Source organism: Lactobacillus sp. C449L, assembly GCF_059900815.1.
Window position 1 is genome coordinate 119,417 of record NZ_JBWXGA010000002.1, and the last position, 20,048, is coordinate 139,464.

The window sequence follows — 20,048 nt, forward strand, 5'->3', positions numbered from 1 at the left end:
TTAACGTTCTTTAAGCGATATTCATAAAAAGACGGCATTTAAAATGCCGTCTTTTTTCATTCTGCAAACTATTTATTAGTAGTTGCATAATCTGAAATAGTTAAAGTTTGTTGGAAACCATTTGCACTAGTAATCGTCAAAACGGTATTGTTATTACTGAATTGAACTGCAGTTTTATCAACACCATTTGCAGTTGCAGCCAGTTGCACGATTTGATCAGCTTCAGCAATAGTTAAGTTTTTAAGATCTGAAACTATTACCTTTTTGCCATTAAGTGCAGCCTTAGCAGTATTAATCTTACCCAAAGCGTCATTAACTTGAGCAACCGTTGAAGCGGCCGTGTTTACTTGAGTACCAGTTGTTACAGCAGAATCATAAGCAGCACGTAATGACTTAGATGATAACTTATATGCATCACTTGCTTTGACTGTTGCGTCTTGGGCCAGAGCATCTTGCAGTGCCTTCTTGTCAGTTGCCGAAGCATTAGTTGTTTCGTTTTTAGCAGCTTCTGGTGTGTTAATCGGCGTCAACTTATGTCCACTAACAATGCTAATGTCGTCTTCTCTTAAAAAGCCATTTTTATCACTTTGCAATTTGTAGAACAAAACAGCTTTGTTTTCTGCTTGAACCCAGATGTAGCGTAGTTCATTTACACGTGCAGTATGACCCTTGGCAAAAGTCTTAGTTGCTTGAACAACTCCCTTATCGGTATAAACTTTAGCATCGCGAGCAAGAGTTACCATTGTGGTGTTTTGGTCATCATCTGGTTTGGCATTTGATGGATTCAGTTGCTTACCTGTAATCACACCAACATTACTCTTTTTAACCCATTGATCAGTACCAGGATAATTGCTATCGTTAATTCGATAATATAATTTATCTCCAATATATTGCAACTTGTCTACTTGAACTTTTTGACCTTTTGCAATTAATTTCTTAGTTGCATTACCCTCACCATCGTAAATGTACGCATTATGGCTCAAGATAATCATGGTTGGATCGTTTTGATTATCACTTGGAGTGTCATCGTTTGGATCATTAATTGGCTTTAATTTTGCACCAGTAATTTTACCAACGTTAGCTGCCTTGATAAATTGATTATCTTGACCACTAATTCTGTAATAAAGCTTCTTATTGATGTAAATTAACTGGTCAACAGTAACACTTTGACCCTTCTTAACCTTTTTCTTTTCAGTTTTGCCTTTTGCATCATAAATATATGCATTGCGCTTAATTTTTGCTGTAGCTGTTGCTGTTGTCTTGCCAACCTTTTTGCCGTCAACGTAACCAACATTTGCTGCTTTAACAAAAGCTCCGCTGCCAATGTCATAATAGTCTATACCATCAATGGTAACTTTATCCTTGTACTTTAAAGTAACGCCTTTGCCAATCTTGGTATTTTTGGCACTACCCATATAAGTCTTCAACCGTTTGCCGTCTTTATCATAAACATATGCATTATGGCTTAATTTAATTGTGCCCTTTTTTGAAGCTTTTTTCTTAGCTGCAGGTTTATCAGCGGCTTGCACTAATACAGCCTGGCTTGCACTCAAAACTGGACTAACGCCAATAAGTGCAGCAGTCGATACCATCATTAACTTATGATTTAATTTCATTTAATTACCTCACTTTAAAATACTTCTTTATAATATATTGTATACTTAAAAAACGCTCTAATAAACAAAGATATTAAGAGCTTACTTTTTCTTAATACTATTTCTGAAAGTCATCGTCCTTAATTAAAAGACGTTCACCAGTAACTACCGCGCTCTTTTATTCCCAATTCGAATCTTTAGAAAGTGGCAGTTTTTGCCAATAGTTTGGTTTATTAACCTGCCGACCGCGAGCTATTGCCATGTCGAACTCTTCTACATCTTTTGTAATCGTTGAATCTGCGGCTATAAATGCATGATCAGCTATCTTAACTGGGGCTACTAGAGTTGCTCCAGAGCCGATAAAAGTACGGTTTCCCACAATTGTGCGGTCTTTTTTAACACCATCATAATTAGCAAATATAGTGCCACAGCCAACATTGACATCCTTGCCTAAAGTTGCATCACCAACATAAGTCAAGTGACCAACTTTTGAGTTTTCACCAATTTCAGCATCCTTGATTTCAACAAAGTTTCCAATATGAGCACCCTGTCTAATAACAGATCTAGGACGTAGGTGAGAATTAGGACCAACATCAGAATGGTTATCCATTTTAGAATCTTCAATTGTTGAGGAAGTAACGGTTACATGATTGCCAATTTTAGAATTATCAATTCTTGAGCCAGACGTAATTGTGCAATCACTACCAATTACTGAATTGCCTTTAATGACAACATTGCCTTCAATTACTGTATCGCAACCAATTTTCACATTCGCATCAATATAAGCAGTTGCGGGGTCAATAAAGGTCACACCATTTTCCATGTGTTTTTTGTTGATTCGTTCTTGCATAATTTTAGTAGCCTGCGCTAAAGCCACTCGATCATTAACACCAATACTCTCACTGAAATCGCGCATTCTATAAGCACCAATACGCTGACCTTCATTACGCAAAATTTCTAAGACATCGGTTAAATAGTATTCTCCTTGCGCATTTCGGTTGTTGACATGTGTCAGAGCCTCAAAAAGCTGCTTATTATCAAAGCAGAAAACACCTGTATTGATTTCTGTAACTTTTAGATCTTCAGGAGTACCGTCCTTCTGTTCAACGATTCGTAGTACATTGTCTTGATCATCCCTGATAATACGACCATAACCATAAGGATTAGGTGCTTGAGCTGTTAAAACGGTAGCAGCATTTCCCTTGTTTTGATGATAATCAAATAATTTTTGAAAAGTCTCGCTGGTAAATAGTGGCGTATCACCGGTAATTACTAAAGTTGCTCCATCTTTTCCAGCTAATTCTTTGCCTGCGGTTAAAACTGCATCGCCAGTACCAAGTTGCTTTGCTTGAAGCGCAAACTCAGATTTGCCTGCCAGCACTTTTTTAACTTCCTCAGCACCATTACCAACAACTGTCACTATTTTGTCAGGTTCAATTGCTTGTGCTGCTTCAACAACATGCTCAACCATTGATTTTCCACACACCTGATGCAAAACCTTATAAAGTTGAGATTTCATCCGTGTGCCTTTACCTGCCGCAAGGACAACTACAAACTTTTTCATCACTTTTAGCCTCTTTTAATTAATGAATTTATATCATCCCAGTATACCATTTTGTATACTAAAAGCGATGAAAATCAGTGTGAGCAACAATTGTGCCTGGTTCGGCTAAAATCACTTTCTTCTTGCCGTCAACTCGCTTAATTTTTACTAACGAAAGATGTCCTTCGATCAGTTTTACGTCGTCAAAATCAGCTTCACATAAAACACAAACGCCTGCAATATTACTGTTAAATTCCTTTACCAATTGCTGCATACCGGTCAAAGTGCCCCCAGCCATCATAAAGTCATCTACTAGTAAAACATTCGAGTTGTCATTCAATACTCTAGTAGGCAGTTCCATTTTTGAGACGCGATCGAGTGAAGACGAGATGTAATTAACCGAAACTGTTGCCCCTTCTGTTACTTTTGAACGTTTGCGAGCAATAATGAACGGCACATTTAAGTACCGCGCAACTGCTTGGGCTAACGCAATGCCCTTTGTTTCAATCGTCATCACAACATCAATGTTTGAATATGCGTAGCGGGTTGCAATTAGTTTGCCAATTTTTCCCAAATCTTCAGCATTGCCAAGAATATCAGAAAGATAAACAAAACCACCTGCCAAAATCCGTTGTGGATCTTCAATGCGACTAGCTAGGCTATTTAAGTATTTTTGAGCATGTTTTTTCCCCCAGAACGGGACATACCGAACACCACCTGCAGCGCCTGCAACGGTTTCTAAGATACCGTCTTGATTGTCAGCTAGTGTGTGCTTTAAAATTGCTAAGTCTTCAGAAATAGATGATTTAGCGGCTCCATAGCGCTTTGCAAAGAAAGGCAATGGTATCAAGTCGTGTGGCCGCTCCATTAAATACTTGGTCATATCAACCAGTCTCTCTGAACGTTTCATAAAATCTCCTCCCTATTGTTTGTTTTTTGCCAGTTTCTACTATACACTGAACGACAAAAAAAGGCACTAACATTGTGCAAAATGTTAATGCCAAAAAAGTATACTCGTTTAAATTCTAATTCAGTTTATTCAACTGCATCATCAAATTTTAATGTTATATTTTTGGTTAACAAATCCGTGTAGCTGTATGAAACATGCTTGAAGTTGTTTTGATCTTGGTCTAAATCAACCACGAAAACAGCTGGAAAAGTCTCTTTTAAAACCCCGCGTCTTTTGGTAACTTTCTTACGTCCGGCTCTTGCAACAACAGTCAAAGAGTCCCCTAAATGTGAATCTAATTTATGCTTAATGGTAGTAATAGATGTCGGCACTAATAACAACTCCTTTGCTTGTTAATTTTACCACAATACTATTATTTTTTCAATTCATTTTAAGAGCTAACAAAGGTTGTTCTCATCATTTTTGAACCGGAATTTCATGGGCGATTTTAATGAATTCATCAATTGTCAATTGTTCGGGTCTAGTTCGGGGGTCAATTCCTAATGAAGTAATCATTTGCTCCCGTTCATTTTTATCAGAAATTAAATTCTTTAAGTTGTTATTTAGCGTTTTTCTCCTTTGACCAAAGCACATCTTCACTACCCAATTAAAGTGCTTAACATTGCCAACATCTGGCTTAATGGTCAAAGGTTTAAGCACTACTACACTAGAATCAACTTTAGGACGGGGAATAAAAGAATTGCTTTTTACCTCAAGGGCAACCTGGACATGCATCTGCGTTTGGACTGCAATTGTTAGCGGACCGTAAGCTTTACTGCCCGGCTGTGCTTCAAGTCGTTTAGCCACTTCTTCCTGCATCATTAACGTTAAACTCGCAAAATTCAAGTCCGCCTGATTCAGGAAAAATATAATTGGAGTAGTAATATAATAAGGTAAATTTGCCACTACTTTAATTGGCTTTTCTAAATCAAAAAAGCCGGCAAGATCAGCATGAAAATCAGCTTTTAAAATGTCTTTCATCAATAGCTGGAAACGTTCATTAAGCGGAGTGCCATCTATTTTAGTCGGCAACTCGCTTTGAAGGATATCCGCTAGCGAATCATCTACTTCGTATGCAAAAACTTTTGCTCCGGCGTATAGCAACTGCTCAGTTAATGAGCCAATTCCTGGGCCAATTTCAATTACTTGATCATCGCCTTTGATTTCAGCTGCTTGTACAATTCTGCTAATAACATCCAAATCAATCAAAAAGTTTTGTCCTAAGTTCTTCTTAGCCCGAACAAAATGTTGATTGATAATTGCTTCAGTTCTAACCGCCGAGCCAATCGGAATATTATTTTTGTTCATTTCTAGACTCCTCGACTGCTTGCTCAAGTTGAGCAAGCGATATGCCAAACGTATGCAGTCGCTTATAGAACTGCTTTGCATTACCGTAACCAACACGCAACTTAATTCCAACCTGCTCACGTAATTTACGTGAACTTGTTCCACTAGAAAGACCTAAATTACGATAGGCAGCAAGTGTCAAGTCACTAAGTGGTGCTTGACTCTCATGCAGATCACTTAATGCCTGTATTAAAGCCTCTTTTGAAGCATGCTCTACTCCAAGAGAATTACCACGACCATGTTTTTTGGGTTCACCTTCCTTGCGTGAAATAAAGGCCTGCTTCGCATCTGGAACGGCTTCTGTTACTAATCGCCTAATGCGCTCACCATTTAAATCAGGATCAGTTAAAACAATTATTTCACGCTTTTGAGCTAGTTCTTTTAATTCAGCTAAAACTGAGTTTGGTACATCGGACCCGTTTGTTTCTATTGTTTCGATACCCGGAAAAAACTGTTTTAAGCGAACTGTATCATCTTTTCCTTCAACAACCACAACTGCGTTGAATTGTTTTTTATTTAAGACCATATATCCTCATTGTATTTGCATAAGTTGCCTGAGCAACCTCTTCAAGTGAAGTGCCTTTCAGCTCGGCAATTGCTTGCGCCACGTAATAAACATTTCCAGGTTCATTTTGCCTGCCACGGTACGGCTTAGGAGTTAAAAACGGTGCATCGGTTTCAACCAGCAGACGATCCATTGGTGTCTTTTGGGCTGCTTCATGAACTTCAGTTGCTTTAGTAAATGAAACAACACCAGAATATGAAAAATTTACATTTAGGTCTAAAAACTTTTCAAGCCACTGAACACTACCATTAAAGCTATGAAGAATGGCACCATATTCCAGATTACTATTTTTCAAAATTTCATAGCAATCTGAAAAAGCATCCCTAGTATGAATGTCTACCGGCATTTTCAAATGATGCGCGACTTCAATTTGCCGAGCAAAAATCTCACGCTGCAAAGCACGTGGAGATTCGTCCCAATAATAATCAAGACCAATTTCCCCTAGCGCAACTACCCCTGGAATCTGGAGCTGTTCAATCAATAAATCTTCGGTTTTTTGACTATAGTTTTTAACAACATCTGGACAATAGCCAACCATAGCGTAAACTTGATCGAAACGTTGGCTGAGTTCAATGGCCTGTTTATTAAAATCAGCATCTTGGCCAACACAAATCATTTTGTTTACGCCCAGTTTTTGAGCCCGATCTATGTAAAATTCTTCTTTTCCTTGAAAAGGCTTGTCTTGTAAATGAGTATGGTTATCAATTAACTGCATTAACCCAAGTCAGCCCCAATTTCGTGTTCATCACCAACGATTGCTAACTTAACTTCTCCGCCTTTTTCACTTGATAAAAGCATGCCTTGACTCATGTGACCAAGCATTTTGCGCGACTTCAGATTAGTTACCGCCAAGACTTTTTTACCTAGAAGGTCACTAGCATTAGGGTAATACTTGCGAATACCACTCAAAATCTGGCGTTCATCCCCGTTACCAAAGTCTAATTGGAACTGTAACAGCTTGCTTGAGCCTTGTACCGGTTCAACTGATAAAATCTTACCAACTTGAATTTTGACCTTGTCAAAGTCATCAATCGTAATTTCTTGATCTTGGCCTTTTTCGCTTCGCGATTGCTTTTTAGGTTTAGCCTTGGCCATCTCATCTTTTATGTACTTGATTTCTTCTTCAGGTTTTAAGCGCGGATAAATTGGTTCTGGTTCTTCAGTAACTTTAACGTCCCAATTAAAAGCACCAAACTCAAGTTGCTTTTGTATGTCGTTATTCCAGTCAAGCCCAAGTTGCTTATACATTTCAACTGGCGTTCTCGTCATAATTGGTGCAATTAATAGCGCAATGATACGCAAACTTTCTGCCAAGTTCGACATTACGCGAGCTAAGTCTTCAGTTTGACCGTTTTTGTTTAACGCCCAAGGCATAGTCTCATCAATATACTTATTGGCTCGACTAACAAATTTCCAAATATCATCAATAGCCTGGGTAAAGTGGAGCGTATCCATTTCCCTGAGATAATCTGCAATAGATTCACGAGCAACTTTAGCCAAATCTTTGCCAAGGTCATCTTGCTCAGAAGCAACAGCAGCAACTTCGCCATTTTGATATTGATTAATCATTGAAACAGTTCGGTTAAGTAGATTGCCAAGATCATTTGCCAAATCATAATTTACTCGTTCAACAAAATCTTCCGGAGTGAAAACCCCATCTGAGCCAAATGGTAACGCGCGCATTAAGTAATAGCGCAATGCGTCCACACCGTAGCGGCTAGTAATTGACTCAGGATAAACTGCATTACCCTTTGACTTGGACATCTTACCGTCTTTCATTAGAACCCAGCCATGACCAATGATATGCTTTGGCAAAGGAAGGTCTAGTGCCATCAACATAATTGGCCAATAAATCGTGTGAAAGCGGACGATTTCTTTACCAACTAAGTGAACATCAGCTGGCCAGTATTTTTTAAATAATGAATCATCAGCTGAGCCATAGCCAAGTGCCGTAATATAATTAGATAATGCATCAATCCAAACATAAACAACATGTTTAGGATCACTTGGTACTGGAATGCCCCAAGAAACCGTTGTGCGCGTTACCGAAAGATCTTCAAGCCCAGGCTTAATGAAGTTATTGACCATCTCTTTTTCTCTAGAATGAGGCAAAATAAAATCAGGATGATCTTGATAATATTGGTAAAGACGGTCAGCATACTTACTCATTTTGAAGAAATACGAAGGTTCCTTGACTAGTTGAACTTCATGGCCTGATGGCGCTTTTCCACCAATCACATTACCATCATCATCGCGATATACTTCATCTAACTGTGATTCAGTAAAATATTCTTCATCTTCAACAGAATACCAACCTATATATTCGCCAAGATAGATATCACCTTGTTTTAATAGTTGTTCAAAAATTTTCTGAACACCTTTAACGTGTTGCTGATCAGTTGTCCGAATAAATTTATCATATGAGATATCAAGGTTTTTCCAGAGCTTTTTGTAGGTAGTAACCATATTATCTACAAACTTCTGCGGCTTTATACCTTCTTTTTCGGCTTTTTGTTCAATTTTTAATCCGTGCTCGTCGGTTCCTGTAAGAAAGAAAGTATCATAACCCTGGCTCCGTTTGTAGCGTGCCATTACGTCGGCCGCAATGGTTGTGTAAGCATTACCGATTGTTAGTCGGCCAGATGGGTAGTAGATTGGGGTGGTAATATAAAAAGTTTTTTTATCAGCCATATTCATTTTTCTCCTTGGGATTGGTTCAATTTCATTATATTATACTACATCAATAAAAAAGAGAATTCCTTACGGAGTTCTCTTTTTTATAATTTCATAACGTACTTAACGTAAAGTAGTCAACTTAATAGTACTATTTCCTATGCTTAATGTTGATTCCAAGCAAGCTAGTTAATAGGGCAAAAGTACCTAATAACGTCGTAATCAACAAGGAGTTTTTGTCAAAACTCGTTTGTGGTAATTTTTGATCTTGCGGAGTATCTATTATTGGATTATTCGTCTGTCTTCCGCTACGTTGTTGCGATACTCGCTCAGAGTGTCTTGTAGTGATCAGTTCTGAACTTTGCGAATTATTTTTATCAACCTGAACATTTAAGATTTGAGAATTTTCTTTTTGTGTCAGACGATAAATGTATATAACCGTTTGTTCATTATCAGTAAATGAACCAACTGCATTAGAAGGTCTTAACTTCAGAGTATAACCAGCAATTGCTTTATCCTCAGAAACATAGCCATCGCCAACTTTACCTGTTAAAGTTTCATCTGAGGCAATAGAATTGCCATTTTCGTCTAGATATTTAACAATTACGTTAGATATTTTGCTAGGTGACACTGATTTAGAAGAAGCTGGTTGGTAAACATAGGTAATTTCTTGCTGACCATCTATAAATTTATACGTAAGGTTAGCTGGTACTGTTTTCAAAGTGTAGCCAGCAACTGTTTTTGGTTCAATAACTTTCTGAGACAATCGTCTGCCATTTATAACCGAGTCGTCGGCAACTTTTTTACCTTTGTCATCCACATAGTGCACAGTAAGACTTGCCAAGCGAACATAACGATCATCATCAGTTTCACCACTAAACAGCTCTCTAAGTTCATTTGAACTCCACTGTTTAAGTCCTTCCGGATTATCGTCTGTTCCTTGACCAACTTTAAACCACGTTCCTGGAGTATCAAGGCCGCTGTGGGATATTAAATTATATCCTTCAGGAGTTTCGTAACCCGAGGCATTTTTACCCAGCACTAAAAGACTCAATTCGTCCGTACCTTCAAGCATTTGATCAGAATTTCGCAAAATTGATAAGTCTAGCTTGCTTATATCCAATTCTTCCAAACTAATACAATCATAAAACATATATTCCATGTTAGTAACGCTTTTAGTGTCAAAACCACTGAGATCTATTTTAGTTAAATTCTCACAGCCATCGAACATATGCCCCATACTATCGATATCAGAGGTATCAAAATTACTAAGTCCTTCAATTTCAGTTAAACTTTGTAAGTCAGAAAATAAGTAATCTAAATTGCCTGCAAATTTGAGCTGACCAGTTATTCTAATCTTTTTAAGATCATTTAAGCTAACTGTTTCGCCATTTGAGTCATCACTGGAGTCTGAAAAAGAGATGCTAAAGATTTTTCCAGGACTTGTTATTATTTCCGAACTGCCAGGTATTGTTAAAGTGTAAGTAGTTCTATCATAAACCACATCTAATCCGTTCCACATTGCATGAAGTTCATTATCATTAGATTTAACCGACCGTGTAGAATTTGCAGTCTGGTTTTGTTCTGGAGCTTTAGAATCAGCATCATGAGTTGTGGTATATTCTGTTGCACTATTTTGTAACTCGTCATTTTGTGATGCTAACTTTTTCGCACTTCCCTTGACTGTTTTTTGAATTACTTGATTTTTTCCAGTTGCTTTAGAGATCAAATAATCGGAAGATACGCTGTCAGCCTTTGCTACTTCCACATTATTAACTAACAGCCAACCCAAAGATGTAACTGCTGCGGCTTCAAATAATATTTTTTCAGTTATGGTGTGTTCACTTATTTTATTTATCAACTTTACCTTTCCCCTCAATAAACAATAACTATTTTCCATATGCTACAAAGCATGTCAGTGCTTTGTTAACTAATATTCCATTCTCAGTTCTTTTAGATTGCTCTATATCAGGTAGTGATCTAACAGCTTGAAAATGATCGCATTAATTATAGCGCAATTTTCTATATATGACTATAATATACATAGTTTTTATGTGCCTATTAGAAAAAATCTTTTTACTGGCTCCCACTTTTCATTATTGCCGGCCAATAGTTCATTCAGAATTAACTGATGCTATATTTAATTAAATAAAAAAACGCTCTTATCCAATCAGAAAAGAACGTTTTTTTACTTATTTATTTTCTAAATTAAGTATTTCTCATTTTTTAAATAGAAATGCTTGATTACTGTTGTTAGTAAAATGTATAAGACTAAAATTGCAAAAACTACCCAGATAAAGTTCATTGGCATTTGTCCAAAGCCTAATTTTTCAGAAAGAAATGAGAATGGGATAAGCGTTCCAATCACTCCAGCTCCAAAAGTAGCTAAAGTAACTCCAGGTGCAGCGTGCTGACCAATAAACGGCAAGCGTGGGTCGCGCAAGGCGTGGATAACCATTTCCTGAGTCCATAGTGATTCAATAAACCAACCTGTATGGAACAAGGCAATAAAAGCCGTCTGTTGACTCGCGTTAATGGCATTAAATTGGCCACCAACTAGCCGCGGACAAATTATGAAGAACAATAAACCAAAGGTTAAAATGTCAAAAACTGATGACGTTGGTCCAAAGTAAAACATAAATTTAGGTAGCTTTTTGGTTGACCAACTACGAGGTTCATTTAGAAACTCATCAGACATATCATCAAATGGTAATGACAAGCAACTTGTACCATATAACAAGTCTAAAACAAGTAGCTGTAATGGCAACATTGGCAAAAACGGTAAGAATGAAGATGCAACCATAATTGACAAAATATTACCAAAATTGGAAGACAATGTGATTTTAATATACTTCATGGTATTGCCAAAGACCTTACGTCCAATTCTCACACCAGTTTCCAAGACACTTAGGTCTTTATGTAGCAAGATAATATCTGCTGATTCTTTGGCAATATCTACTGCCGTATCTACCGAAATTGAAACGTCAGCCGCTTTCATAGCAGGGGCATCATTGATACCGTCTCCCATATAGCCAACAGTATGACCATTTTGCTTAAGAAGATTAATAATATTAGTTTTATCTTCAGGTGATAACTTAACAAAAATGTTGCATTCTTCGACCATTTTTGCTAATTCTTCTGGTTTCTTACCTTCTAAATCGGCACCTGAATAGACTGTATCAACGTTTAGACCTACCTGTAAGCCAACTGTTCTGGTAACAGCTTCATTATCTCCAGTTAAAATTTTAACCGTAATTCCGTCTTTCTTGAGACGAGCTAATGCAGCTTTAGCACTTTCTTTAGGCGGATCAAGAAAGGCTAAGAACCCACATAGAATTAAGTCACTTTCATCCTCTACCGAAAATTCCCCAACTGGTGCAGGATTACGTTTATATGCCAACATAATTACCCGCAAACCGTCTTCATTCATGTCATTAACTTTTGCCATTACTTTTTGCTTACGTTCCGTAGTCAGTGGTAAAATCTGTCCGTCAACCTCTATCTTAGTAGAAACAGCCATCATTTCTTCAGATGCACCTTTAGTTACAAGCAGGTGCTCGCCGTGCTCACGGTCAGAGTTTTCCACCACAACACTCATTCGTCTTCTGGAAAAATCAAATGGGATTTCATCAATTTTGTTGTAGTCTCGCTGAATCTCATTAATATCAAGCTCATCACCAGCAGCTTCAATGATTGCCTTATCAATCAGGTTTTTCATCCCTGTTTGGTAATATGAGTTTAGATAACCAAATTCCAAAATTTTAGGATTTTCATGCAGGTTCAAATCATAGTGCCGTTCCAAGACAACCTTATCTTGGGTAAGCGTGCCCGTTTTGTCAGTACACAAGATGTCAGCTGAACCAAAGTTTTGGATTGAGTTCATCTTTTTAACTATTGTGCCTTTTTTCGACATTTCGATTGACCCTTTAACCAGGTTAGTAGTTACAATTACTGGCAACATCTCAGGAGTCAAACCAACCGCAGTCGCAATTGAAAAGATTAATGCATTAAACCAATCGCCTTTGGTTAGACCATTAATAACTAAGACAAGCGGGGCAATAATTGCCGTCATGATAATCAATAATTTTGAAACATTTTTGATTCCCACGTCAAAAGCAGTATTTTTAATGTCATTATGTGATATATCGTGGGCAAGCTTGCCGAACATCGTTCTCTCACCAGTAGCAAATACCACTCCTAGTCCAGAGCCTGAGACAACTGTTGTCCCCTCATAAAGAATGTTCGGGTAACCGAGATAGTCCCGATCAGTTTCAGTCGTTGGTTTTTTGGTAGCAATTTTCTCGCTTGGATTTGATTCTCCGTTCAATGAACTTGATGAACAAAAGAGGTCCTTGCTTGATAGCAACCGCATATCAGCTGGAACCATATCACCAGCAGCAAGACGTATTACGTCCCCGACAACGACTTCACTGGTATCAATTTCTTGGTCTTTGCCATCCCTAATAATATCAGTTGTAACAGACACCATCTTGAGCAATGCATCGACCGCATTTGATGACCGAATATTTTGAATAAAACTGGTAATTCCAGAAATAAATACCATGATTAACATGATAAAAACAGTCGTCAAATCTTTTTCACCGGCTGGTACAAAGATGTAATCAGTAAATAGCGATAACAGTGCTAAAAATAAGATTACTAATGTAAAGGGTGTAATAAAAGCTTCTACTAGGAAGTGCAGTTTTGAGTTGTGCTTATTTGATGCAATAGCATTTGAGCCGTACTTTTCACGATTTTGCTCGGCTTGTTCAGTAGACAAGCCATTACTACTGGCATGGAGCCTAGTTAAAGTTTCTGCTCTACTTTCGTTAGCGACTGCCTTTACCAGTGCTAAATCTTTGTTGCTGGTCGTCTCATTTGGTTTTCTCAGCATCATTTTCACTCTCCTTTTTTCAAAGAACTCAAACAAACTAAAAAAGGAGCCACCAATACTGTCGCTGGTGACCCCTTTTTATAAACAAGGTATCATTATACTCGTCGTTCAGCTTTAACACTACGTGACGTAAGCTTATAGCTAGCTATCTGGTTGCCGCCTTAAATCGACGGTAACTATTTAACTCGTTGGCATCTCTGGATGTTTCCGGGCGATAGCATATGTTCACGTAGGAGTCTCACCTAACAGTTTATTTGTTAATATTTAATTTGCATTGTGAGTGTAATACATAACACAGTTGCAAGTCAACCTTTTTATTTTATTTTTTGGTATGCAGGTTATTTTTAAGAAAGTATATTAGGCCGCCAATAACTAAAGCTAAAGCTAAGGCAATCGGCAATGCAAGTCGATGCGGATGTGTCAGCTGAGAACGCTCTTCATTAGTTAAATCATATTTATCTAAGGAGTATTGATAACGCTGATCAATCGTTGTGGCACAAGCACGAAAAACATACCGTAGTCCTTCGTTAAATTCTTTTTTATTATTACTGCGAAGTTTGTCGACTTGTGAACGGATGATATTGCTTCTAACATCCGCTGTAAACGCACTATGAAGGTCCTTGCTTGAATAAATCTGCACATTTTTCTTTTTATTTTTATATCCGACAACAATAAAAACCGTCCGCTTATATTTACTTAAATTTTTCGGAGTTAAATGCTCAACGTGATTAACTGTCTTAACAATGATTGTTGGCTGCTCACCGGTCTGACTATAACGGCCATTTTTAGCATGAACCAACTGCTTTGTTTCTTTGTTTACTAAGTGACAATTATCCTTTACATATGGATCTGTAGCCGCTGTTAGTAAACAAAAAATTCCAACTAAGGCAGTAAGCAAAGTTAATCTAGTTCTCAGCATCTTCCAGTTTACGTGCCAATTGCTCCACGTAATTACGGTCGATTTTAATTTGTTCATAGGGGACCCCACAATCTTTAAAAAGTGCAATTGTTAATGGACTATCATGATAGTCAAAATAATAATTAATTCTTTTAACACCGGCCTGAACAAGGGCCTTAGCGCAATTATAGCAAGGAAAATGCGTTACATAAATTTCGGTATCATCAGTTGAAACGCCATTGCGCGCACACTGAATAAGCGAGTTCATCTCAGAGTGAATAGTTCGCACGCAGTGACCATCAATTAACTGATGGCCCACATCATCACAGTGCGGTTCATTAGTAACTGAGCCATTATAACCCGTACCGATGATACGTTTACTTTTAACTAAAACACTGCCAACTAATGCACGGTCACAGGTTGAGCGCTGAGCAATAACCAGTGCCTGCATCATGAAATATTGTTTCCAGGGAATTCGCTTACGCATCTTTTTTACCTCTCAAAGTAATTAAGGCCGATTGCATCACGTACTTCTCTTAAAGTCTGATTTGCAACCGAATTAGCTTTTTTAGAGCCTTCAACCAGCATATCATAGACCTCATCTTGATTTTGTGCATAGCGAGCGCGCCGTTCGCGAATTGGAGCCAGTTCAGCCTCCATTACGGTATTTAAATAGCGCTTAATTTTGACATCGCCCAAGCCACCTTTTTGGTAATCTTCCTTTAATTGCGCTACTTTAGCTTTATCAGGATCAAAAATATCAAGATAAGTAAATACAGTGTTGCCTTCAATTTTACCGGGGTCTTCCACATGAATATGGTCAGGATCAGTATACATCGACATTACTTTTTCTTGAACGGTTTTCGGATCATCTGACAAGTAAATCGCATTGCCTAGCGATTTGGACATTTTAGCATTACCATCAAGCCCCGGCAAACGACCTTGACCTTTTTCTGGAAAATAGCCTTCAGGTTCAACTAGAACATTGCAACTATATACTCGATTAAATGTACGGACAATTTCACGTGCTTGTTCCAACATTGGTTCCTGATCATCTCCAACTGGTACCAAAGTTGCTTTAAAAGCAGTAATGTCTGCTGCCTGCGACACTGGATAGTTTAAAAAACCAACCGGAATCGAATCGTCAAAGCCTTTTTGTTTAATCTCAGCCTTAACCGTAGGGTTACGTTCCAAACGACTAACGGTTACCAAATCCATATAATAAGCTGTGAGTTCAAAAAGAGCTGGAATTTGCGACTGAACAAAAATGGTGGAAATTTCAGGATCAATTCCAACTGCTAAGTAATCTAACGCAACTTGAATAAGACTATTGCGGATCTTTTCAGGATCACGCGCATTATCAGTCAAGGCTTGCGTATCCGCAATCATAATGTATGGGTGGTATTCCCCTGAATTTTGCAACATAACACGGTTTTTTAGCGAACCAATATAATGGCCGACATGCAGCTTGCCCGTTGGGCGATCGCCTGTAAGGATAACTTTCTTTTTCATTGTTTTTTGCCTTCCTTAGAAATAAAACCCGTTTTAATGCGATAATTAAGTTAATTCTACCAAAAATCAAACGATGATTAAACCTGGAGGATAGAATGTGCAATCAATTTCAGCTGCCAAACTTGGCAGAAATCAGAAAATATTTAGTTAGTGATTTAAAATTACCACTTGATGAATTTGACACCAATTTACCACAAAATTGTCATGTCTTTCCCAAAGCTACTGCCCCCGTTTTGCTATATCAAAACAATCGTTTGCAACTGATACCCAAAACTTGGGGCTATCCTAGTCCTTATGACCCCAATCAAGTTGTTTTTAACGCTAGAATTGAGCGCTTCTTTGAAAAAAGACCGTCAATGTGGGATGCGGCTTTTGCTAAGTCCCGTTGTATTATAATTACGAAGTGCTTTTTTGAATCTGGACATGATACTTATATTGCGGAGAATAATCACCGTTATCATGAAAGGTTTAGCTTTCACAATCCAGATGAACCATTGACTTTAATTGCGGGCATTTACCAAGACGATTATTTTTCCATGGTAACAACTAAGCCAAATTCCGTTATGGTTCCCATTCATAATCGTATGCCTTTAGTCATTCAGCCCAATGAACTACGTAAATGGCTGTTTCAAGATTTTTCGCCACTAGTTGACCGCAGTCAAATGAGCTTAGTATCTGCCAAATTGCCAAGCAAAGAATAAACTTGATAGCAATAGCAAGTTGAATTTAGTTAGTCTGGGCGTTGCAATAATCGTTTTCTGATGGCTAAAACAGTGCTTGGTTTTGCCCCCAAAACATGATAAACTATTTCAGTAATGCGGGTATAGTTTAATGGTAGAACGTTAGCTTCCCAAGCTGAAGATGCGGGTTCGATTCACGCTATCCGCTTATACAAAAAAGCAATGATCTTCTTAGATTATTGTTTTTTAGCTTTCTAAAATTACCTGTGCTGTAAAAAACACTATTCGCTGACTTAACTTGTGCAACTTGATACTTGCAACTAAAAAAGCTGATTGACTTCGCTTTTTAAGCACGAAATCATCAGCTTCTAAATAATTGACTATTTACGTCATTATTAAGAGAATAATGCCGTTTAATACTGCCAAATAAATTGGCATCCATAAAGTTTGGGTATATAAATAGGACCAAGCAAAAATTGCGCCAAAGATTGCATCAATAATTAACAATGGTATTGAATTTTGCCAGTTAAGCAAACTGAATAAAATTCCTGAAGTAGCAATCCCAATGACCGCTGTTGTAACCGTGTTTTTGCGAAAAGCATAGTTAAACAAAAAGCCAGTAATGAGGAATTCTTGCAAGATTGGAAGAATAAGTCCAATTGCGACTATTAAAAACCAGTATGATAAAACCGATTCGTGACGAAGATAGGTAACTTGGAAACCATACATGCTGAGTTTGCCATAGGATTGCAACCATGAAACACTAATTCGCAAAGCGGTTATAACTACTGTCAATCCAATAATTAAGCCAAAATTATTGAGCCAATGACCTGAAGTACAGTGCTCAAAAAAGCGCTGTTCACGGTTAAAACGGTAAACAAAAAATAATAATATCATCAGCGAAATCGTCGCAAATAAGATCAAATCCCAAACATGAATTGGTGAGTTCTTAGTAACAAGTTTGACTGTACCGCCAACCATTAAATAGCCAATAATATAAAATACATAGCGTATTAGGTTGCCCTCTCTTGATGCTGGTGTGTTCACTAAAATTACCTCTATCTCTTTGTTTACCTTACAGATTCCATATTATAACAAAAAAGATAATTTTATGAAATGACGACCCGTTTTTAGTCTACTTTTATATTATTAATGTCTTCTATTGCTATTTCTTGATTATCAATAACAATTTGGTCCCCATGATAGCCACCAACAAAGCCGACAATATCATCTGACAGCTGATTGTCTTCATCGATAATTTTAGTTTGTAAGTGAACCAATCGATGATTGCTGTATGCCTTTAAAAGTTGCACACCGATTTCTTCTTGAGTCATTGCTGCTTTATGTGGGTGTTTTGTTTGGCGTCTTTTTTTATCTTTGTTAATGACTACCGTATGGTCACTTAGATAAAAGCCCATCCATTTTTTCATCTTACGGTCTTGATAGTTTTTAAAAAAGGCCTGTACTACTTCATCAAAATCACTCATATGCATTACCACCGCTGTGCCCGCCAACTAGATTACTGCGTTGAATTGCAGTTGCTCCTGCTAACAAGCTGGACGCTTTTACTAGACTGGTAAAACCATATTTGTTTCTGATTTTATCTACAGTTCGATCAATCGTTCTATTTTTAATTTGCTCAGCTGGTTGAACAAAAAAAGTCAGCTGTTCACTTGTATCTGGAACCAAATGACTATAGGTAATGCCTAAAGACCGAATAGGCTCGCCATGCCAGTTTTTCCGAAACAGTGCCAAAATCTCCTGGACTAGCAAAGCATTATTATTAGTCGGACAAATCTTTCTTTGCACACTAAAGCCCTTGCGCTTTCGCCCACTTTGGTATATCGAAAACCTAACATACAAGTTAACACAGCCAGCCTGTACCTTGTGAGCGCGAATTCTAGCTCCAACTTGTTCACCAATTTCACGCAAAACAATTTCAATTTCGCGCTGTTCTTTATAGTCTCTAGTTAGAACCTGGGAATTACCATAACTTTTTGTTTTAGGAAAAAATTTTTCTCTAATAATGCTCCGATCAACACCCCAGCTCATCGCAAAAAGCTGTTCTCCAAGCACACCAAATTCTGCTTTCAAAATCGCTGGATCAGTATGAGCTAATTGATACATATTATCGATATGTAGTTTTCGTAACCGCACTGCCGTTCTCTTCCCAATGCCCCAAACTTCCTCGAGATTATTAATTTTCCAAATTGTATCAGGCACATCAATATAATGCCAATAGTCTATCATCGACTGCCGATGCTTAGCTGAAGTATCCATCGCAAGCTTTGCTAACAACGGATTTTCCCCGATTCCACAGGTTGTATACAAACCCAGCTTGTTTTTAATTTCCAGCTGAATTTTACGTGCAACTAAATATGGGTCATCTCCAAATAAATGCCACGACTTAGTCATGTCAATCATACTTTCATCGATTGAATAGACATGAATGTCTTCACCTGCCGCGAATTCACGAAAAATTTCTAATACTTGCATACTGCGTTTAATGTATAAGTTCATATGAGGATCAACTAGTAGCAAATCGGGGGCTGCTTTTTTGCTTGGTAAATCGCGCACACGCATAATGTTAGACAAGCCATACTTCTTTTTAGCTAAAGGAGATGCAGCCATAATTAGTCCCGAGCCATAGTTTGAATCAGGCTGATGCGATACCACTGCCAATACTGCTTTCATCGGATTGAGTCCTAATTCGAGTGCCTCACAACTGGCAAAAAATGATTTATTATCTATCATAAACACTACGCTGTGTGGTTCATACCGATAATCGTACATTTCCTTCACTTCCTATTGCAAACTTCTGTTCGCATAAAAATTATACAAACACTTGTTCGAATAATCAAGTGATTTATTCAATTGAAATAATTGTTACCTGATATTTTCCAGCTGGTGCATCAACACTGGCGGTTGCATTTACTTCTTTTTTCATAATTGCTTGTCCTAAAGGTGAGTCAAAAGCAATTTTGCCAGCAGCAATATCGGCTTCCATCCGACCAACTACTTTATACTCTTCAGTTTCTTCATCATCAAATTTGAGTGTAACGGTTTTGCCTAAGTCAACCTTACCATCATCTTTTTTTTCTATGATTTCAGCATACCGCAACTGCTTTTCAAGATAGCGTAAGCGGCTTTGTAGATGTCCCAAGTCGCGTTTAGCTTCTGTATATTCAGTATTTTCTGACAAATCGCCAAGCGATCGCGCCTCCTGCAAAATTTTAATTCTCCGCGGTCGATCCTTTTTCAGTTTTGCAATTTCATCCTCAATTTTTTGGTAGCCTTCCGGCGTCATTTTCTGATAATAAACCAATATTTTTCTCCTTTTTATTTTTACTTAAAAGTTTTCCACATAAATAATTTCTTGATTTACCAGCTTT

Annotated in this window: 18 protein-coding genes, 1 tRNA gene and 1 riboswitch; of the genes, 2 read left to right on the top strand and 17 right to left on the bottom strand. The window is 37.8% G+C overall.

The annotated features are described in order from the left end of the window. Positions 1–68: 68 nt before the first annotated feature. The 13 genes from AC2JF9_RS03980 to trpS form a co-directional block, all read right to left on the bottom strand. Positions 69–1,616, bottom strand: coding sequence for an SLAP domain-containing protein (locus AC2JF9_RS03980; protein ID WP_500725504.1), 1,548 nt, complete (start codon positions 1,614–1,616; stop codon positions 69–71). 157 nt (positions 1,617–1,773) lie between these two features. Continuing rightward, positions 1,774–3,159, bottom strand: coding sequence for a bifunctional UDP-N-acetylglucosamine diphosphorylase/glucosamine-1-phosphate N-acetyltransferase GlmU (gene glmU / locus AC2JF9_RS03985; RefSeq protein WP_500725505.1), 1,386 nt, complete (start codon positions 3,157–3,159; stop codon positions 1,774–1,776). A 58-nt stretch (positions 3,160–3,217) separates the two neighbouring features. Continuing rightward, positions 3,218–4,048, bottom strand: coding sequence for a pur operon repressor (purR, locus tag AC2JF9_RS03990; RefSeq protein ID WP_500725506.1), 831 nt, complete (start codon positions 4,046–4,048; stop codon positions 3,218–3,220). A 125-nt stretch (positions 4,049–4,173) separates the two neighbouring features. Next, positions 4,174–4,419 (bottom strand): Veg family protein, encoded by a 246-nt coding sequence (locus tag AC2JF9_RS03995; RefSeq protein WP_500725507.1) that lies wholly within the window; start codon positions 4,417–4,419, stop codon positions 4,174–4,176. A gap of 85 nt (positions 4,420–4,504) precedes the next feature. After that, on the bottom strand, positions 4,505–5,395 hold the full coding sequence (gene rsmA, locus AC2JF9_RS04000; protein ID WP_500725508.1) for a 16S rRNA (adenine(1518)-N(6)/adenine(1519)-N(6))-dimethyltransferase RsmA: 891 nt from the start codon (positions 5,393–5,395) through the stop codon (positions 4,505–4,507). Then, positions 5,382–5,960, bottom strand: a complete 579-nt coding sequence (gene rnmV / locus AC2JF9_RS04005; RefSeq protein ID WP_500725509.1) for a ribonuclease M5 — start codon at positions 5,958–5,960, stop codon at positions 5,382–5,384. The genes rsmA and rnmV overlap by 14 nt, the downstream gene beginning before the upstream one ends. Further along, on the bottom strand, positions 5,947–6,714 hold the full coding sequence (locus AC2JF9_RS04010) for a TatD family hydrolase (protein WP_500725510.1): 768 nt from the start codon (positions 6,712–6,714) through the stop codon (positions 5,947–5,949). Before AC2JF9_RS04010 ends, rnmV begins: the two co-directional genes overlap by 14 nt. Continuing rightward, complete coding sequence (gene metG, locus AC2JF9_RS04015; protein ID WP_500725511.1) at positions 6,714–8,690, bottom strand: methionine--tRNA ligase; 1,977 nt, start codon at positions 8,688–8,690, stop codon at positions 6,714–6,716. The genes AC2JF9_RS04010 and metG overlap by 1 nt, the downstream gene beginning before the upstream one ends. A gap of 133 nt (positions 8,691–8,823) precedes the next feature. After that, positions 8,824–10,533: a MucBP domain-containing protein gene (locus AC2JF9_RS04020; protein ID WP_500725512.1), complete on the bottom strand. Its 1,710-nt coding sequence runs from the start codon at positions 10,531–10,533 to the stop codon at positions 8,824–8,826. Positions 10,534–10,875: 342 nt separating this feature from the next. After that, a complete protein-coding gene (gene mgtA / locus AC2JF9_RS04025) occupies positions 10,876–13,566 on the bottom strand; it encodes a magnesium-translocating P-type ATPase (protein ID WP_500725822.1) in 2,691 nt (896 codons plus the stop codon). 92 nt (positions 13,567–13,658) lie between these two features. Continuing rightward, positions 13,659–13,823: riboswitch (M-box (ykoK) riboswitch) on the bottom strand. Positions 13,824–13,885: 62 nt separating this feature from the next. Beyond that, a complete protein-coding gene (locus tag AC2JF9_RS04030) occupies positions 13,886–14,485 on the bottom strand; it encodes a TPM domain-containing protein (protein ID WP_500725823.1) in 600 nt (199 codons plus the stop codon). Beyond that, positions 14,472–14,951, bottom strand: coding sequence for a deoxycytidylate deaminase (locus tag AC2JF9_RS04035; RefSeq protein WP_500725513.1), 480 nt, complete (start codon positions 14,949–14,951; stop codon positions 14,472–14,474). The genes AC2JF9_RS04030 and AC2JF9_RS04035 overlap by 14 nt, the downstream gene beginning before the upstream one ends. Positions 14,952–14,956: 5 nt before the next feature. Further along, on the bottom strand, positions 14,957–15,976 hold the full coding sequence (trpS, locus tag AC2JF9_RS04040; RefSeq protein WP_500725514.1) for a tryptophan--tRNA ligase: 1,020 nt from the start codon (positions 15,974–15,976) through the stop codon (positions 14,957–14,959). A 95-nt stretch (positions 15,977–16,071) separates the two neighbouring features. Here trpS and AC2JF9_RS04045 point away from each other — a divergent pair, with 95 nt between their 5' ends. Together AC2JF9_RS04045 and AC2JF9_RS04050 are read left to right on the top strand one after the other, a co-directional pair. Continuing rightward, positions 16,072–16,677 carry an SOS response-associated peptidase family protein gene (locus tag AC2JF9_RS04045; protein ID WP_500725515.1) on the top strand — a complete coding sequence of 202 codons (606 nt, stop codon included), beginning with the start codon at positions 16,072–16,074 and terminating at the stop codon, positions 16,675–16,677. Between the two features lie 116 nt (positions 16,678–16,793). Continuing rightward, positions 16,794–16,864, top strand: a tRNA-Gly gene (locus AC2JF9_RS04050). Between the two features lie 176 nt (positions 16,865–17,040). Here AC2JF9_RS04050 and AC2JF9_RS04055 read toward each other — a convergent pair. The 4 genes from AC2JF9_RS04055 to greA form a co-directional block, all read right to left on the bottom strand. Continuing rightward, positions 17,041–17,703 (bottom strand): CPBP family glutamic-type intramembrane protease, encoded by a 663-nt coding sequence (locus tag AC2JF9_RS04055; RefSeq protein WP_500725516.1) that lies wholly within the window; start codon positions 17,701–17,703, stop codon positions 17,041–17,043. Positions 17,704–17,786: 83 nt separating this feature from the next. Further along, entirely contained in the window at positions 17,787–18,149 is a 363-nt protein-coding gene (locus AC2JF9_RS04060) for a hypothetical protein (protein WP_500725824.1), read from the bottom strand. Then, on the bottom strand, positions 18,136–19,449 hold the full coding sequence (locus AC2JF9_RS04065; RefSeq protein WP_500725517.1) for a Y-family DNA polymerase: 1,314 nt from the start codon (positions 19,447–19,449) through the stop codon (positions 18,136–18,138). Before AC2JF9_RS04065 ends, AC2JF9_RS04060 begins: the two co-directional genes overlap by 14 nt. Positions 19,450–19,522: 73 nt before the next feature. Beyond that, positions 19,523–19,981 carry a transcription elongation factor GreA gene (greA, locus tag AC2JF9_RS04070; protein WP_500725518.1) on the bottom strand — a complete coding sequence of 153 codons (459 nt, stop codon included), beginning with the start codon at positions 19,979–19,981 and terminating at the stop codon, positions 19,523–19,525. Positions 19,982–20,048 lie beyond the last annotated feature (67 nt).

What these genes read in the sequence shown, in the direction of transcription:
- AC2JF9_RS04060 (WP_500725824.1), bottom strand. Translation starts at nt 18,149, where the DNA reads ATGCATATGAGTGATTTTGATGAAGTAGTACAGGCCTTTTTTAAAAAC.
- metG (WP_500725511.1), bottom strand. Translation starts at nt 8,690, where the DNA reads ATGGCTGATAAAAAAACTTTTTATATTACCACCCCAATCTACTACCCA.
- AC2JF9_RS04045 (WP_500725515.1), top strand. Translation starts at nt 16,072, where the DNA reads ATGTGCAATCAATTTCAGCTGCCAAACTTGGCAGAAATCAGAAAATAT.
- mgtA (WP_500725822.1), bottom strand. Translation starts at nt 13,566, where the DNA reads ATGCTGAGAAAACCAAATGAGACGACCAGCAACAAAGATTTAGCACTG.
- purR (WP_500725506.1), bottom strand. Translation starts at nt 4,048, where the DNA reads ATGAAACGTTCAGAGAGACTGGTTGATATGACCAAGTATTTAATGGAG.
- rsmA (WP_500725508.1), bottom strand. Translation starts at nt 5,395, where the DNA reads ATGAACAAAAATAATATTCCGATTGGCTCGGCGGTTAGAACTGAAGCA.
- AC2JF9_RS04065 (WP_500725517.1), bottom strand. Translation starts at nt 19,449, where the DNA reads ATGTACGATTATCGGTATGAACCACACAGCGTAGTGTTTATGATAGAT.
- rnmV (WP_500725509.1), bottom strand. Translation starts at nt 5,960, where the DNA reads ATGGTCTTAAATAAAAAACAATTCAACGCAGTTGTGGTTGTTGAAGGA.
- glmU (WP_500725505.1), bottom strand. Translation starts at nt 3,159, where the DNA reads ATGAAAAAGTTTGTAGTTGTCCTTGCGGCAGGTAAAGGCACACGGATG.
- AC2JF9_RS04035 (WP_500725513.1), bottom strand. Translation starts at nt 14,951, where the DNA reads ATGCGTAAGCGAATTCCCTGGAAACAATATTTCATGATGCAGGCACTG.
- AC2JF9_RS03980 (WP_500725504.1), bottom strand. Translation starts at nt 1,616, where the DNA reads ATGAAATTAAATCATAAGTTAATGATGGTATCGACTGCTGCACTTATT.
- trpS (WP_500725514.1), bottom strand. Translation starts at nt 15,976, where the DNA reads ATGAAAAAGAAAGTTATCCTTACAGGCGATCGCCCAACGGGCAAGCTG.
- AC2JF9_RS04010 (WP_500725510.1), bottom strand. Translation starts at nt 6,714, where the DNA reads ATGCAGTTAATTGATAACCATACTCATTTACAAGACAAGCCTTTTCAA.
- AC2JF9_RS04030 (WP_500725823.1), bottom strand. Translation starts at nt 14,485, where the DNA reads ATGCTGAGAACTAGATTAACTTTGCTTACTGCCTTAGTTGGAATTTTT.